At 54.6% G+C, this 16,335-nt stretch carries 12 protein-coding genes, 2 tRNA genes and 3 other RNA genes; 8 read left to right on the top strand and 9 right to left on the bottom strand.

From position 1 onward, the window contains the following. Window positions 1–41 precede the first annotated feature (41 nt). Window positions 42–659 carry a thymidine kinase gene (gene tdk / locus ABIC80_RS05070; RefSeq protein WP_094419770.1) on the bottom strand — a complete coding sequence of 206 codons (618 nt, stop codon included), beginning with the start codon at window positions 657–659 and terminating at the stop codon, window positions 42–44. A 546-nt stretch (window positions 660–1,205) separates the two neighbouring features. On the opposite strand from tdk, the gene hns reads away from it, so the two are divergent. After that, window positions 1,206–1,616: a histone-like nucleoid-structuring protein H-NS gene (gene hns / locus ABIC80_RS05065; protein WP_023478663.1), complete on the top strand. Its 411-nt coding sequence runs from the start codon at window positions 1,206–1,208 to the stop codon at window positions 1,614–1,616. A 277-nt stretch (window positions 1,617–1,893) separates the two neighbouring features. On the opposite strand, the gene galU is transcribed toward hns, so the two are convergent. The 3 genes from galU to rssA all read right to left on the bottom strand — a co-directional run bounded on the left by galU (window position 1,894) and on the right by rssA (window position 5,017). Continuing rightward, a complete protein-coding gene (galU, locus tag ABIC80_RS05060; RefSeq protein WP_094419769.1) occupies window positions 1,894–2,805 on the bottom strand; it encodes a UTP--glucose-1-phosphate uridylyltransferase GalU in 912 nt (303 codons plus the stop codon). Between the two features lie 198 nt (window positions 2,806–3,003). After that, window positions 3,004–4,017, bottom strand: a complete 1,014-nt coding sequence (gene rssB, locus ABIC80_RS05055; protein WP_054803457.1) for a two-component system response regulator RssB — start codon at window positions 4,015–4,017, stop codon at window positions 3,004–3,006. 91 nt (window positions 4,018–4,108) lie between these two features. After that, window positions 4,109–5,017 carry a patatin-like phospholipase RssA gene (gene rssA / locus ABIC80_RS05050; protein ID WP_429175835.1) on the bottom strand — a complete coding sequence of 303 codons (909 nt, stop codon included), beginning with the start codon at window positions 5,015–5,017 and terminating at the stop codon, window positions 4,109–4,111. Between the two features lie 111 nt (window positions 5,018–5,128). Between rssA and ABIC80_RS05045 the strand changes: the two genes are divergently transcribed. The 7 genes from ABIC80_RS05045 to ABIC80_RS05015 all read left to right on the top strand — a co-directional run bounded on the left by ABIC80_RS05045 (window position 5,129) and on the right by ABIC80_RS05015 (window position 7,364). Further along, window positions 5,129–5,587 (top strand): YchJ family protein, encoded by a 459-nt coding sequence (locus tag ABIC80_RS05045; protein ID WP_429175833.1) that lies wholly within the window; start codon window positions 5,129–5,131, stop codon window positions 5,585–5,587. Window positions 5,588–5,634: 47 nt separating this feature from the next. Beyond that, on the top strand, window positions 5,635–6,477 hold the full coding sequence (gene purU / locus ABIC80_RS05040; RefSeq protein ID WP_023478636.1) for a formyltetrahydrofolate deformylase: 843 nt from the start codon (window positions 5,635–5,637) through the stop codon (window positions 6,475–6,477). 159 nt (window positions 6,478–6,636) lie between these two features. Further along, a tRNA-Tyr gene (locus ABIC80_RS05035) sits at window positions 6,637–6,721 on the top strand. A gap of 43 nt (window positions 6,722–6,764) precedes the next feature. Further along, a non-coding RNA gene (locus ABIC80_RS05030) (RtT sRNA) lies at window positions 6,765–6,909 on the top strand. Between the two features lie 22 nt (window positions 6,910–6,931). Then, window positions 6,932–7,016 (top strand) — tRNA-Tyr (locus ABIC80_RS05025). Between the two features lie 42 nt (window positions 7,017–7,058). Then, window positions 7,059–7,189: non-coding RNA, RtT sRNA (locus ABIC80_RS05020), on the top strand. A 44-nt stretch (window positions 7,190–7,233) separates the two neighbouring features. Further along, window positions 7,234–7,364, top strand: a non-coding RNA gene (locus ABIC80_RS05015) — RtT sRNA. 442 nt (window positions 7,365–7,806) lie between these two features. On the opposite strand, the gene narI is transcribed toward ABIC80_RS05015, so the two are convergent. The 5 genes from narI to ABIC80_RS04990 form a co-directional block, all read right to left on the bottom strand. After that, complete coding sequence (gene narI / locus ABIC80_RS05010; RefSeq protein WP_094419766.1) at window positions 7,807–8,484, bottom strand: respiratory nitrate reductase subunit gamma; 678 nt, start codon at window positions 8,482–8,484, stop codon at window positions 7,807–7,809. Next, window positions 8,484–9,194, bottom strand: a complete 711-nt coding sequence (gene narJ, locus ABIC80_RS05005) for a nitrate reductase molybdenum cofactor assembly chaperone (RefSeq protein WP_367165526.1) — start codon at window positions 9,192–9,194, stop codon at window positions 8,484–8,486. Before narJ ends, narI begins: the two co-directional genes overlap by 1 nt. Continuing rightward, window positions 9,191–10,726, bottom strand: coding sequence for a nitrate reductase subunit beta (gene narH / locus ABIC80_RS05000; RefSeq protein WP_429175830.1), 1,536 nt, complete (start codon window positions 10,724–10,726; stop codon window positions 9,191–9,193). Before narH ends, narJ begins: the two co-directional genes overlap by 4 nt. After that, window positions 10,723–14,466, bottom strand: coding sequence for a nitrate reductase subunit alpha (locus ABIC80_RS04995; protein ID WP_023478715.1), 3,744 nt, complete (start codon window positions 14,464–14,466; stop codon window positions 10,723–10,725). The genes narH and ABIC80_RS04995 overlap by 4 nt, the downstream gene beginning before the upstream one ends. Window positions 14,467–14,860: 394 nt before the next feature. Beyond that, window positions 14,861–16,252, bottom strand: a complete 1,392-nt coding sequence (locus tag ABIC80_RS04990) for a NarK family nitrate/nitrite MFS transporter (protein ID WP_200580766.1) — start codon at window positions 16,250–16,252, stop codon at window positions 14,861–14,863. Window positions 16,253–16,335: the final 83 nt, after the last annotated feature.

The raw sequence follows: 16,335 nt of genomic DNA, 5'->3' as shown, positions 1-16,335 counted from the left end.
CTGCTTACCAGAAGGTATTTACTGAGCTACTGACAGTGCAATCACTCCCCTCTTACCCGCGCCTGTATTGTTGCAAGCGAGCCCTCTGACAGCGCTTCCTTATAATGTTTACGGCAAACGGAGACATAGCGCTCATTGCCGCCAATAACCACCTGCTCGCCTTCATTATAAGGACGCCCTTCGTGGTCAAGTCGCAGCACCATGCTTGCCTTGCGTCCGCAAAAACAGACGGTTTTAAGCTCAACTAATTTATCTGACCACGCCAGCAAATACTGGCTCCCGCCGAAGAGTTCGCCGCGGAAATCAGTTCTCAGCCCATAACAGAGCACGGGAATATCAAGCTCATCCACCACTTCTGACAGGGCGTATACCTGCTCTCGCGTCAAGAACTGGCATTCGTCCACCAGCACACAGTGCACGGCTTCTTGCTGGTGTTGAGCTTTAATGTCGTCAAACAGCGAGGTGTGCTGATTAAACAGACGTGCGGGCGAGGATAAACCAATCCGGGAAGTGACTTTCCCTGCACCAAAGCGGTTATCAATTTCTGCGGTATAAACTACCGTTCTCATGCCTCGCTCTTGATAATTGTACGAGGACTGTAGTAATGCCGTCGATTTCCCTGCATTCATTGCTGAATAGTAGAAATAAAGCTGTGCCATTGCGCGCAAAACCCTAATCAAAGTGTGATGATCCTGCGGCGAATTGTATCATGTTTTAACGGCCGGACCTGAGCAACCGATGTAGGTTAGGTTAATCCTGTAGACAGATTTACGCATAAATGCGCACTTTCCGATCGCAGCGGTTGTAGCTGCAAAAGAAACAGCCATAACAAATTCAGGAGGTTAGCATACTGTTCTTATGCGATGATTCTCATCATATCATTCAGAAATTATTAATATTTTACTAAAGTAACCGCATTTAGCTCGGTAATAAACGCGGTTGTTATTTATCCATTATGGCTATTTCTCCCAAAGGAATAATCAAAAAATATCGCTTCACCTTTGCATATGAACGAAGCTGGACTGCACGCTTATACCTGTCTGGCAGTGTGGTTGTTGATTAAAAATTTAAGATAGCGGTATTTAGAAAAGACTTAAATAAAGGGCTATTTTGAATTCCTTACATTCGCGGCTATTGCACTGCTGAATTTAACGCTCTATTATTAGCCCAACAAACCACCCCAATATAAGTTTGAGATTACTACAATGAGCGAAGCCCTTAAAATTCTGAACAACATCCGTACTCTGCGCGCACAGGCAAGAGAATGCACGCTGGAAACACTGGAAGAGATGCTGGAAAAATTAGAAGTTGTGGTTAATGAGCGTCGTGAAGAAGAGAACGCTGCCGCAGCTGAAGTTGAAGAGCGTACCCGTAAACTGCAGCAGTATCGTGAAATGTTAATTGCTGATGGTATTGACCCGAATGAATTGCTGAACAGCATGGCTGCGGCTAAAACGGGTACCAAAGCAAAACGCGCTGCGCGTCCGGCTAAATATAGCTACGTAGATGAAAATGGCGAAACGAAAACCTGGACCGGCCAGGGTCGTACTCCAGCAGTAATCAAAAAAGCTATCGATGAACAAGGTAAAAAGCTGGAAGATTTCCTTCTCGCGTAAGTGAGTAAAATCTTATCTGCTTTTAATATCCCGCCGCTGGCGGGATTTTTTTTATCCGTTCTACACAATTTCTTCACAAATAGCCCAGACAATGACGTCGTTTGTTTTCGTCATGGGCAGCGCTCAAAAACCCGCCACTTTTATTACCAGCATTATACGCTTTTTCTTATGCCCCCTTTTCACAGCGGGCTGCTGATAAACACGCAATAAAAAAGGCCGACGATAATCAGTGCTGAGCACGATTAACGTCGACCTTATTTACGGTCTGCGCTGGGGGTTATGCTTTAGCAGCGCCTACCGTTTCGTTCAGCCAGGCTTTAAACTCTTCGCCCAGTGATTTATGGCGAATGCCATATTCTACAAAGGCGCGCATATAGCCGAGTTTATTACCACAGTCATGGCTTTTGCCTTTCATGTGATAGGCTTCAACGGTCTCTTTTTCGATCAGCATATCGATAGCATCGGTAAGCTGGATCTCATCACCGGCTCCCGGAGGCGTTTTCGCCAGCAGCGGCCAAATCTCAGCGCTCAGGACATAACGGCCTACAACTGCCAGGTTTGACGGTGCGACGTTCGCTTTCGGTTTCTCAACCACGCCAACCATCGGCACGCTATCGCCCGGGTTCAGCGTAGCGCCTTTGCAGTCCACTACGCCGTAAGCGGTAACGTCATCTACCGGCTCAACCATGATCTGGCTGGCACCGGATTCGTCGAAGCGTTTGATCATCTCAGCAAGGTTATCCTGCGACAGATCGGACTCGAACTCATCAAGGATAACGTCTGGCAGGATCACGGCGACCGGCTCGTTGCCGACAACCGGATGCGCGCACATAACGGCATGACCCAGCCCCTTCGCCAGACCCTGACGCACCTGCATGATGGTCACGTGCGGCGGGCAAATAGATTGCACTTCTTCGAGAAGCTGACGTTTAACGCGCTTCTCCAGCATGGCTTCAAGCTCAAAGCTGGTATCGAAGTGGTTTTCAATAGAGTTTTTAGATGAATGTGTTACCAGAACGATTTCAGTAATACCCGCGGCAATGCACTCATTGACCACATACTGAATTAATGGCTTATCAACCAGCGGCAACATTTCTTTCGGAATTGCCTTCGTAGCTGGTAGCATCCTCGTTCCCAACCCCGCGACCGGGATTACTGCTTTAGTCACTTTCGAATTTATTGCAGCCATTGAAATCTCCTGGACTGTCCATGATTTGAACAGGTTCATGAATTAACTCGCGTCTGAGTATATCAGTACCAACCCAATGACCAGGTCTGAAAAGGACGCGCTAACAACTAATTAGGATTAATACGAAGAAACTGCGGCGATATTAGCACCCGTTTTTATAAGACGGGTAAATCTATCTGAGCTTCGCCACGCGATCGCTCATTCCGCGTTCAACATTAAGCGTAACCGCCCGCCTGCACCCCAGACCTGGCATTGCCACGCTTCGCTGCGCTGGCTTACCTGATTGAGATAGGTATTCCCAAGCGTACCGAGAGGAACACCACTGCTGATTTGAATTTGATGCTCCCCGGTATTTAACGTCGCGTTTAAACCGGCCGAGACTAATAACAAATTCTTAAGCTCACTGTGGTAATACCCCACCAGTAACGGGAACTGCCCCGGCAAATTTGCCTGGTGCAACAGTTGGTTTACCTGCTTAAGTAAAGCACCCATTTCAGGTAAGCGCTGGCGCTGATGTGACAATTGTTCCTGAAGTAAGCCATTAAATAATGCGCGCAGCAGCAGCGCGGCCAGCACGCCATTATTGCCGGCGCGGGTAACATCAAGACAATAGAAGGCGAGATCGTGTCCGGAAAGCGGTGCAATATCCAGCACCAGCCCGGGGCTTTCTGCCGAAACAAGCTGGCGATAATTTACGCGGCAGCCGGAAATGACCTGCTGAACAGGCGGCTGAAGCTCTTTTAATAAATTGGCTGCGGCCTGCGGGTTATCCACCAGCGCATCCCAATCCTGGAATAAACGTTCCTCCTCCTCGACCCGGGAATTAAACATATTTGGGTAGATGCAGGCGAAGATAGTTTCCCGCAGACGATTGAAATCTTTAACGGGCTTCAGCACGACATCCTGCACGCCAAGACGCAGCGCTTTTGCAATGTCGGCCATATTTTCGGTAGCGGAAATCACCAGCACCGGCGTCTGCATGCCCTGGTTGCGCAGCGCTTCAACCAGCGCGAGACCATTCATACGCGGCATGGCCAGGTCGCAAATAATTAAATCGGGTTGATTGCCAGCCATCTGCTCCAGCGCATCTACCCCGTCTCCGGCCAGCAACGTCGTTGCGCCAAGAGATTGCAACCATGAATCCAGCAGCGATCGGAAAACGAGTTCGTCTTCCACTATCAATATCTGTTTCCCGACCAACGGCTGCGTCATCTCATCTCCCCTGCCTGACAGTAGATCAATAGTGGCATGCTTCGCCGACACTCGCCTGTCAGAATTTGCTGAAGTCTTATAAAAATTATGTTCACGCTAAAGTCCGCACCAGCGGAAGTAACTCGTCCATGCTCTTTTCTACCGCTAACTGCCCGGCGGCAATCGCCGCATCAGCACGATGAAAATCGAGAGTGGATATTTGCGGACAAATGGGTTGCAACAAAATATCCGGCGGATCGCCCGCCATACGGTTGCGCTTGAGGCGGTTTTCCAGCACCTGGATCGAAGTGGTCATGATCTCCATCGCGGTCGGCGTCACCGGGCGTTTCGGCGTGGAGCGGCTTAGCCGCTCGCGCAGGCGCTGATGCCAGTGCAGTGCTTCGCCGCTGCCTTTTTCCATCTCGCTATCGGCGGGCGTTACGGAGAGCAAATCCTGCTGCATCAAATGGGCGTCGTGCTGCAGGTCGACGGCAATAACGATGTCAGCGCCCAGCGCACGGGTTAATGAGATCGGCACCGGGTTAACCACCGCGCCATCGACCAGCCAGTAGCCATTATGCGCAACGGGCGACATCAAACCGGGAATACTGCACGAGGCGCGCACAGCACGGTGCAGATCGCCCTCGGTAAACCATAACTCACGCCCGGTGCTGAGATTGGTTGCGACCGCGCCAAAACGCTTTTCGCAGTGGCTAAAGTCGTCAAAAGGAAGGAGCTGGCGGTATTGATTGAACACGCGTTCACCGCGCAGCAAACCGCCGCGGCGCCAGGAGAGATCCATAAGCCGCAGTACGTCCCAGTAGCGGAAAGAGCGCACCCAATTCTCCAGCAGAGACAAACGTCCACAGGAGTATGCCGCGCCAACTAATGACCCGATTGAGCATCCCGCCACGACATCAATAGTAATGCCGGCGCGTTCTAACGCATTAATGACGCCGATATGCGACCAACCTCTGGCTGCGCCAGAACCCAGCGCCAGACCGATTTTTACCGTTCTCATTCCGCGTGCTTCACTTCCCCCGGCTTACTGTAGCCACAACGCGGCGGCTCAGTTAACATATTGCCACCCTGGCGCGTGCTGCGCCGTTATTATTGTTTCAGGAATGCTGTTTTGTCTCAAACATGTCCTTGCGGTAGCGCTCAGGAGTATAGCGTATGTTGCCAGCCTTATCTGTCTGGTCATCACACGGCGCCGGATCCCTCTCACCTGATGCGTTCTCGCTATACCGCTTTTGTCCTACATCAAACGGATTATCTGGTGAAAACCTGGCATCCCTCCTGCGCGGCACACACCTTTCGGGAACAGATTGAGGCCGGTTTCGCCGCCACAACCTGGCTCGGACTGACGCTATTTGAGCACGCTTACGGTCACGATGACAATGAAGGTTATGTCAGTTTTGTTGCTCGCTTTCGCGAGAATGACAAAAATGGCGCAATTATTGAACGTTCCCGTTTTTTAAAGGAAAACGGCGAATGGTACTACATTGACGGTACGCGCCCACAGTTTGGTCGTAACGATCCCTGCCCCTGCGGGTCAGGTAAAAAATTTAAAAAGTGCTGCGGGCAATAAGCCCGGCATCACCCTTAACAAACACACTCAACAGGATTTACCCGGCAATGCACTCTTTACAACGTAAAATTCTGCGCACCATCTGCCCCGATCAGAAGGGCCTTATCGCTCGCATTACTAACATTTGTTATAAGCACGAGCTGAACATTGTTCAGAATAATGAATTTGTCGACCACCGTACCGGCCGCTTCTTTATGCGTACCGAGCTTGAGGGCATTTTTAACGATGCCACGCTGCTGGCCGATCTCGACAGCGCGCTGCCGGAAGGCTCTGTTCGCGAGCTGAACGCGGCGGGTCGTCGCCGTGTAGTGATTCTGGTGACCAAAGAGGCGCACTGCCTGGGCGATCTGCTGATGAAAGCCAACTATGGCGGCCTGGATGTGGAGATTGCAGCGGTCATTGGCAACCATGAAACGCTGCGCCCGCTGGTTGAACGCTTCGACATTCCTTTCGAGCTGGTCAGCCATGAAGGTTTAACGCGCGAAGCGCATGACAACCTGATGGTGAAAGCGATTGAAGCCCATCAGCCTGATTACGTGGTGCTGGCGAAGTATATGCGCGTCCTGACGCCGGACTTTGTTTCGCGCTTCCCGAATAAGATCATCAATATTCATCACTCCTTCCTGCCGGCGTTTATCGGCGCACGCCCTTATCACCAGGCTTACGAGCGCGGCGTGAAAATTATTGGTGCTACGGCGCACTACGTGAATGACAACCTGGATGAAGGCCCGATCATCATGCAGGACGTGATTCATGTCGATCACACCTATACTGCTGAAGATATGATGCGCGCCGGTCGCGACGTGGAGAAGAATGTGCTCAGCCGCGCGCTCTATCAGGTGCTGGCCCAGCGCGTCTTTGTTTACGGCAACCGGACGATCATTCTTTAAGCACTTACTCTTGAGGTTGCCTGGCTTTACAGCGTTACGGGTAAAAAGCAGGCAACCGATTCATTTTTCACGATTGAATGCTTTACAGAGACGCGTCATTTGGTATGATGCGCCGCGCTTCCCGAGAAGGAAGCGGCCAGTAAAATGTAGTGACCCCGTGGTGGGGTTCCCGAGCGGCCAAAGGGAGCAGACTGTAAATCTGCCGTCATCGACTTCGAAGGTTCGAATCCTTCCCCCACCACCATCTACGTCCTGCATCACAATTTGAATTACCCCGTGGTGGGGTTCCCGAGCGATCATAAGGGAGCTGACTGCAAATCTGCCGTCACCGACTTAGAAGGTTCGACTCGAGCACCAGCGAGAGAACGTTGCCAACGGCAACGGCCCGAAGGGTGAGGAGCGCAGCTCCGAATAATCCTTCCTCTGCAACACCGCAACAATGTAGTAACCCCGTGGTGGGGTTCCCGAGCGGCCAAAGGGAGCAGACTGTAAATCTGCCGTCACAGACTTCGAAGGTTCGAATCCTTCCCCCACCACCATCTCTCTGATACTCCCCACTTTTATACGCGTTCTGTTCACTCATATTCTCCATTTGGGGAAGGATGAGAAGCTTCGACTAGGGTTCGACTCGAGCATCGCGAGAGAGCGTTGCCGCAGGCAACGACCCGAAGGGCGAGGAGCGCAGCGACGAGTAATCCTTCCCCCACCACCATCTCTTAAATAAAATCCCCACTCTTATGCATGTTCTGTTCACTCATATTCTCCATTCGGGGAAGGCTGAGAAGCTTCGACTAAGGTTCGACTCGAGCATCGCGAGAGAGCGTTGCCGCAGGCAACGACCCGAAGGGCGAGGCGCGCAGCGACGAGTAATCCTTCCCCCCTGCTTATTCCGCTACCCTTCTTTTATATTTACCAGTTCTGCAACCGCTCTATTGCCCGATGGCGCTTTGCTTATCGGGCCTACAAACCAGCGCCCAATGTTGAATCGTGCAACATGCCATTGCCCGATGGCGCTTCGCTTATCGGGCCTACAAAACCAGCGCCCAGTGTTGAATCGTGCAACATGCCATTGCCCGATGGCGCTTCGCTTATCGGGCCTACGAAATCAGCGCCCAATGTTGAATCGTGCATCATGGCATTGCCCGATGGCGCTTCGCTTATCAGGCCTACACACCAGCGCCCAGTGTTGAATCGTGCAACATGCCCGGTTCTGCATGTGCCAACCCGTAGGCCGGATAAGGCGCAGCCGCCATCCGGCACGCAAACCGCACCGCGCCGAAAACAAAAAACCCTGCCGAAGCAGGGTTTATCATCGTCCATCCAGCGTAATCAGCGACGGGCGCGGACAATCTGGTATTTACGCGTTAAATACTCCACCGGCGCGCTCCAGATATGCACCAGGCGTGAGAACGGGAAGAGCACAAACAACGTCATGCCGAGCACCAGATGCACGCGGTAAATAAAGGCAACGCCATCGAGATGCGCGGAGGCACCGGTATGGAAGGTCACCACTGACTGCGCCCAGGCCACCAGCTTCATCATTTCGCTGCCGTCCATATGCTGCGCGGAGAACGGAATGGTCAGCAAACCGAGCGTACACTGCACCATCAGCAGGGTCATGATCAGAATATCTGCCGCCGTCGACGTGGCACGAATACGCGGGTTAAAGAGACGGCGTTTCAGCAGCATCAGACCGCCGACCAGGCACAGCACGCCGCTGGCACCGCCGCCGATCATCGCCATCTTCTGCTTCACTTCAATCGGCAGGAAGGATTCGTACATCCAGTGCGGCGTCAGCATGCCAAGAAAGTGACCGGCAAAAATCCCGAGGATGCCTAAATGAAACAGGTTGGATGCAATGTTCATCCCTTTACGGTCGAGCATCTGGCTCGAACCCGCACGCCAGCTGTACTGCCCATAGTCATACCGTAGCCAGCTGCCAATCAGGAAGATTGCGCCCGCCATATAGGGATAGATGTCAAAGAAGAACATATTAAGGAAGTGCATTAGCGCTCTCCTCCTGTTGAGATATTCAGATATTGCGGCGCTACGGCACCGGCAAAACGACGCTGGTGCGCAGTAATGTCAGAATCGCCACAGCCCTGTTCAGCAAAGAACTTCACCTGCTCCTCTTCCCATACCGCGTCCAGCGCCTGCGGCGTATCGTCGCGCGCTTCGCCGGCAATTTTTTCCGCCACCTGCGCGTTATCCACCTCGGTTTTCGTCAGCGTTAACAGCGCATCAAACAGCGAGGCGTAGTGACTTTCACGCTGCTGTAAGCGCGCCTGCAACAGCGCCAGGATCGGCGCGATATCCTGTAAACCGCCAATCGCTTCAGCGGCTGGTAACTGCGCCAGATACTCCAGGTAGAGCGGCAGATGGTCTGGCAGCTCGCGGCTGTCGAGCTGCAGCCCGTGGCGCTCATACTGCGCCAGCAGGTCCACCATCGCCTGGCCACGATCGCGCGATTCACCGTGCACATGTTCAAACAGCAGCAGCGAGGTGGCGCGACCACGATCGAACAGCTCGCTGTAAGTAGCCTGGGCATCGAGCAGATCCTGCGAAGTCAGGTCGCGTAAAAAGATACCAACCTGCTGGGCATCCGCTTTTGACAGATTGTCGCCAGAGGCCAGCGCATCAAACAGCTCCTGCTGATGCTGCCACAGGGCAGCATCCGGGTACTCAAGCAGGCGGGAGATAACCAGCAGTTCAATCATGCGTGCGGCTCCGTTTTCACTGTCACATTCACCGCATCGATACGGCGGCTGTTGAACAGGTTGAATTTGTTATCCGAACCATGACACCCGTCGCCGAAGCTAAAGCCACACCCGCTCTTCTCCGGGAAGGCTTCACGCGCCAGTTCACGATGGCTGGACGGCACCACAAAACGGTCTTCATAGTTAGCGATGGCGAGATAGCGGTACATCTCCTGCGCCTGCGCTTCCGTCAGACCCACCTCTTCCAGCGCACGGGTATCAATCACGCCGTCGACGGTTTCAGCACGTTTGAAGTGACGCATCGCCAGCATACGTTTCAGCGCCAGCAGCACCGGCTGGGTATCACCGGCGGTCAGCAGGTTCGCCAGGTACTGCACCGGAATACGCAGGCTCTCGACGTCCGGCAGAATGCCGTTGCTACCCAGTTCACCCGCATCGGCAGCGGACTGAATCGGTGACAGAGGCGGCACATACCAGACCATCGGCAGCGTGCGGTATTCCGGGTGCAGCGGCAGCGCCAGCTTCCAGTCCATCGCCATTTTGTAGACCGGCGATTTCTGCGCCGCGTCGATTACGCTCTGCGGTACGCCATCTTCCAGCGCCTGAGCGATCACCGCCGGATCGTGCGGATCGAGGAAGACATCCAGCTGACGCTGATAGAGGTCTTTCTCATTTTCGGTGCTGGCCGCGTTCTCAATCGCATCCGCGTCATACAGCAGTACGCCGAGGTAACGAATACGCCCTACGCAGGTTTCAGAGCAGACCGTCGGCATGCCCGCTTCGATACGCGGGTAGCAGAAGATGCACTTCTCAGACTTGCCGCTCTTCCAGTTGAAGTAGATTTTTTTGTACGGGCAGCCGGTAACGCACATGCGCCAGCCGCGGCATTTATCCTGATCGATCAGCACAATGCCATCTTCTTCACGTTTATAGATGGCACCGCTCGGGCAGGTAGCGACACAGGCCGGGTTCAGGCAGTGCTCGCACAGGCGCGGCAGATACATCATGAAGGTGTTTTCGAACTGGCCGTACATCGCCTTCTGCATATTTTCGAAGTTCTGATCGCGGCTCAGCTTCTCAAACTCGCCGCCGAGATCGTCTTCCCAGTTCGGGCCGGCGCTGATTTTGTTCATGCGCTGGCCGGTGATCAGCGAGCGCGGACGCGCAATCGGCTGATGCTTGCTTTCCGGCGCGTTATGCAGGTTCTGATAGTCAAAATCAAACGGCTCGTAGTAGTCATCGATGCCCGGCAGTCGCGGGTTAGCGAAGATTTTCCCCAGCAGCATCGCGCGGCCACCCATGCGCGGCTGCAGCTTGCCGTTGATTTTACGGATCCAGCCACCCTTCCACTTCTCCTGGTTTTCCCAGTCGGTCGGGAAACCGGTGCCCGGTTTGGTTTCGACGTTGTTAAACCACGCGTACTCCATCCCTTCGCGGCTGGTCCAGACGTTTTTACAGGTGACTGAACAGGTATGACAGCCGATGCACTTATCGAGATTCAGCACCATGCCGACTTGTGAACGAATTTTCATTTTGCGCTCTCCTGTACCTGGTCATTGCCTTCGCCATCCAACCAGTTAATGTTTTTCATCTTACGTACCACCACAAACTCATCGCGGTTGGAGCCGACCGTGCCGTAATAGTTAAAGCCGTACGCCAGCTGTGCGTAGCCGCCGATCATGTGCGTCGGTTTCGGCGTAATACGCGTGACCGAGTTGTGAATGCCGCCGCGCTGGCCGGTGATCTCCGAACCTGGCAGGTTCACAATGCGCTCCTGGGCGTGGTACATCATCGTCATACCGGACGGTACGCGCTGGCTGACCACCGCACGGGCGGTGAGTGCGCCGTTGCTGTTAAAGACTTCGATCCAGTCGTTATCGGCAATGCCCATCTCTTTGGCGTCGGTTTCACTCAGCCAGACAATCGGGCCGCCGCGACCGAGCGTCAGCATCAGCAAGTTGTCGCTATAAGTGGAGTGGATCCCCCACTTCTGGTGCGGCGTCAGGAAGTTGAGCGCTTTTTCCGGGTAGCCGTTGCCTTTCACGCCCAGCATCTCTTTTACCGAACGGGTGTTGATCGGCGGACGGTAGACCAGCAGGCTTTCGCCAAAGTCGCGCATCCACTGGTGATCCTGATAGAGCTGCTGACGACCAGAAAGCGTACGCCACGGAATCAGCTCATGAACGTTGGTATAACCGGCGTTGTAAGAGACATGCTCATCTTCCAGGCCAGACCAGGTCGGGCTGGAGATAATTTTGCGCGGCTGTGCCTGAATATCGCGGAAGCGGATCTTCTCATCTTCTTTATTCAGCGCCAGATGCGTATGGTCGCGACCGGTAAATTCACTCAGCGCCGCCCAGGCTTTCACCGCTACGTTGCCGTTGGTTTCCGGGGCTAGGGTGAGGATCATCTCTGCTGCATCAATGGCGCTATTAAGCATCGGCTGGCCTTTCGCCGGGCCATCCGCTTTCACGTAGTTAAGCTTGCGCAGCAGATCCATTTCGCTCTGGGTATTCCACGCGATACCTTTGCCGCCGTTACCGATTTTCTCCATCAGCGGGCCGATAGAGGTAAAGCGCTCGTAGGTTGCCGGATAATCGCGTTCCACCGGAATAATGTGCGGTGCAGTTTTACCCGGAATAAGATCGCACTCGCCTTTTTTCCAGTCCTTCACGCCCAGCGGCTGTGCCAGCTCGGCGGCGGAGTCATGCTGGATCGGCAGCGTTACCACATCGGTCTCTTTGCCTAAATGGCCCACGCAGAGCGCAGAGAAAGATTTGGCGATGCCTTTATAGATTTCCCAGTCGCTTTTCGATTCCCACGCCGGGTCGACGGCGGCAGAGAGCGGATGAATAAACGGATGCATATCCGAGGTATTCATGTCGTCTTTCTCATACCAGGTGGCGGTCGGCAGCACGATGTCAGAGTAGAGACAGGTGCTGGAGAGACGGAAGTCGAGGGTCACCACCAGGTCGAGTTTACCGTCGAGGCCGTTATCCTGCCACTCCACCTCTTCCGGTTTCACGCCGCCCTGTTTGCCCAGATCCTGGCCCTGGATACCGTGCTCGGTGCCGAGCAGATATTTCAGCATGTACTCATGCCCTTTCCCGGAGGAGCCAAGCAGGTTGGAGCGCCAGATAAAGAGGTTACGCGGATGGTTTTTACCGTTTTCCGGCTGTTCGGCGGCAAAGCGCAGCGAACCCTCTTTCAGAGACTTAACGGTGTAATCCACCGCTGACATCCCGGCTTTTTCCGCTTCGGCGGCAATACGCAGTGGGTTAGTACCCAACTGCGGCGCAGAAGGCAGCCAGCCCATACGCTCGGCGCGGACGTTAAAATCAATCAGATGACCGCTGTAGCGGGATTTGTCCGCCATCGGCGAGAGGAACTCTTGCGCCGTCACCGTTTCATAACGCCACTGGCTGGAGTGGTTATAGAAGTAGGAGGTGCTGTTCATATGGCGCGCCGGACGCTGCCAGTCGAGGGCAAAGGCCAGCGGCTGCCAGCCGGTCTGCGGACGCAGTTTTTCCTGGCCGACATAGTGCGCCCAGCCGCCGCCGCTCTGACCAACGCAGCCGCAGAAGACCAGCATGTTAATCAGCCCGCGATAGTTCATATCGAGGTGATACCAGTGGTTCATCCCGGCACCGACGATGATCATCGAACGACCGTGGGTTTTATCAGCGTTCTCGGCAAACTCGCGGGCAACGCGAATAATCTGCGCCTGCGGTACACCGGTCACTTTCTCTGCCCAGGCCGGCGTATAGGCTTTGATTTCGTCATAACGGCTGGCGCAGTTTTCATCACCCAGGCCGCGATCCAGACCGTAGTTGGCCATGTTCAGGTCATAAACGGTGGTTACCAGCGCGCTGCTGCCATCCGCCAGTTGCAGACGTTTGACTGGCAGTTTATGCAGCAGGATGTTATCCAGCGTGACACCCTGGAAGTGCTCGGTGTTGTCACCGCCAAAATAGGGGAAGCCAACCTGTGCAACGTCATCGTGTTTGCCCAGCAGGCTGAGGGTCAGCTCAACGTCCGCGCCGTTGCCGCCATCGCGCTGCTCAAGGTTCCACTTCCCTTTTTCGCCCCAGCGGAAACCAATCGAGCCGTTCGGCGCGATCATATTGCCTTCGCTATCCAGCGCGACGGTTTTCCACTCCGGATTGTTCTGCTGGCCCAGTGCATCCACCAGATCGGCGGCGCGCAGCATGCGGCCAGCGGCGTAGTAGCCATCACGCTCTTCCAGCATCACCAGCATCGGCATGTCGGTGTAGCGACGGACATAATCGGTAAAGTACTGGCTCGGCTTATCGAGGTGGAATTCACGCAGCATCACGTGACCCATCGCCAGTGCCATTGCCGCATCGGTGCCCTGCTTCGGCGCCAGCCACAAATCGCACAGCTTAGCGATTTCCGCGTAGTCCGGAGTGATGGCGACGGTTTTGGTCCCTTTGTAGCGAACTTCGGTAAAGAAGTGCGCATCCGGGGTACGGGTCTGCGGCACGTTAGAGCCCCAGGCGAGGATATAGCTGGAGTTGTACCAGTCGGCCGATTCCGGCACGTCGGTCTGCTCGCCCCAGGTCTGCGGTGAAGCAGGCGGCAAGTCGCAGTACCAGTCGTAGAAGCTCAGGCAGGTGCCGCCAATCAGCGACAGATAGCGTGCGCCGGAGGCGTAAGAGACCATCGACATCGCCGGGATCGGCGAGAAGCCTGCCACGCGGTCCGGGCCGTAGGTTTTCACGGTGTAGACGTTAGAGGCGGCAATCAGTTCATTCACCTCCTGCCAGGAGGAGCGCACAAAGCCACCGCGTCCGCGCGCCTGCTTAAAGCTCTTCGCTTTATCAGCGTCTTCAATAATAGAAGCCCAGGCATTCACCGGATCGCTGTGCTGCGCTTTCGCTTCACGCCAGAGTTTGATCAGGCGCTTACGCATCAGGGGGTATTTCAGGCGGTTGGCGCTGTAAAGATACCAGGAGTAGCTCGCCCCACGCGGACAGCCGCGTGGTTCGTGGTTCGGCATATCAGGACGGGTACGCGGGTAGTCCGTTTGCTGGGTTTCCCAGGTGACCAGGCCATTCTTGACGAAAATCTGCCAGCTGCACGAGCCGGTGCAGTTTACGCCATGGGTAGAGCGCACGATTTTGTCGTGCTGCCAGCGGCTGCGGTATCCATCCTCCCAGTCCCGGTTGGTGTTTACGAGCTGGCCGTGCCCATCGGCAAAGGTTTCGCCTTTCTGTTTAAAGTAGCGAAACCGGTCCAGGAATTTACTCATCGGGGGTTCTCCTGTTGGAGCCTGTACGGCTCTCTGGCTAAATCGACATTGCTGCATTTGCCGCGAAGGTAACCCCCGCAAAGACAAAGAGAATTGATGATGATCAAGCCGCCATAGCGCGCCATTTATGCGCCAGCAACGGAGTACTCCCAAAGAGTTATCGATGATTTTTACGTAACTAGTTGATTCACATAAATATATTATATTTAGTTACTGAATTATTCAGATTTATCCCGGTATCCAGGTATTAAGGGGTAGACGCCGCTGCGATGCGATAGCGGTCACAGTGCTGGCCGAAGCAGGCGCAGTATGGCCATAAGTATGTTGTAACTATATAGAGGGCAAAAAAATGCGCGACCGAAGCCGCGCAATGATAATCAACACACTACCTTTATTATTGTTTTTTACGCCCGTATATCGCCCAGGTGATTACCACACAGGCGATATAGAACACGAGAAACACTTTCATCGCGCCCGCCGGTGAGCCGGTCAGCGCCAGTGAGGTACCAAACGCTTTCGGGATAAAGAAGCCGCCAATCGCGCCAATCGCCGAGATAAAGCCCAGTGCGGCCGCCGTTTCCGTCGCGGCTTCACGCATCGCGTCGCTCTCGCTACCACCCGCTTTCTTCACCCGCTCCATGGTCATCTTACGGAAGATAACGGAGATCATCTGGAAGGTGGAGCCGCTGCCCAGCCCGGCAGTGAGGAACAGCACCAGGAAGACGCAGAAGAAGGCAGTGAAGTTGCCGCCCTCGCCGTTCGAGGGCAGCGTCAGGAACAGCAAGGCGCTGAAGATCGCCATCACCACAAAGTTAACCAGCGTCACGCGCGTTCCGCCAAGACGGTCGGAAATCGCGCCGCCTGCGGAACGTGCCAGTGCACCAACCAGCGGCCCGAAGAAGGCAAAGTGCAGGATCTGCACCTCCGGGAACTGGGTTTTTGACAGCATCGCAAAGCCGGCAGAGAAGCCGATAAACGAGCCGAAGGTCGCCAGGTAGAGGAAACTCATGATCCACAGATGCGAGCGCTTAAGCACCGGCAATTGCGCGCTGAGGGAGGCTTTCGAGGTCGCCAGTTCGTTCATCCCGAACCACGCCGCGAGGGTAAACACCGCCAGGAACGGTACCCAGATCCACGCTGCGTTTTGCAGGTAGAGCATGGTGCCATCAGGCTGGGTTACGCCACCGCCGCCAAAGGCAGCAAAGATGGAGAAGGAGACCGCCAGCGGCGCAATCAGCTGCATCACGCTGACGCCAAGGTTGCCGAAGCCGCCATTGATGCCAAGCGCCCCGCCCTGCTTCTCTTTCGGGAAGAAGAAGCTGATGTTCGCCATGCTGGAGGCAAAGTTCGCCCCGGCAAAACCGCACAGCAGGGAGATAATGATAAATGTGCTGAATGGTGTGGAGGTATCCTGCACCGCAAAACCGAGCCAGACGCAGGGAATAATCAGAATGCCGGTGCTGAATGCCGTCCAGCGACGACCGCCAAACACCGGTACCATAAAGGAGTACGGTACGCGCAGCAGCGCGCCGGAGACCGACGGTAGCGCCGTCAGCATAAACAGCTGGTCTGTGGTGAACTGAAAGCCCACTTTGGGTAGATTCACCGCCACTGCGCTAAACAGCATCCAGACGCAGAACGCTAAAAGCAGGCAGGGCACGGAGATCCACAGATTGCGGCTGGCAATCTGCTGCCCCTGCTGCTGCCAAAATGCCGGATCTTCGGGACGCCACTCGGTAATAACCCGTGATGACGAACGCGAATCCGGAACGGATGTTTGATGCATAGACACCTCTGATGTGCAGTTTGATGCCTGCCACATTAATTTCTGTGGCGCGCGTTAAGTTGATATAAATCAAAGGAAAAGCT

This window comes from Kosakonia sp. 1610 (assembly GCF_050435845.1).
GTDB lineage: Bacteria > Pseudomonadota > Gammaproteobacteria > Enterobacterales > Enterobacteriaceae > Kosakonia > Kosakonia cowanii.
This window is presented reverse-complemented; position numbering and strand designations above follow the sequence as displayed.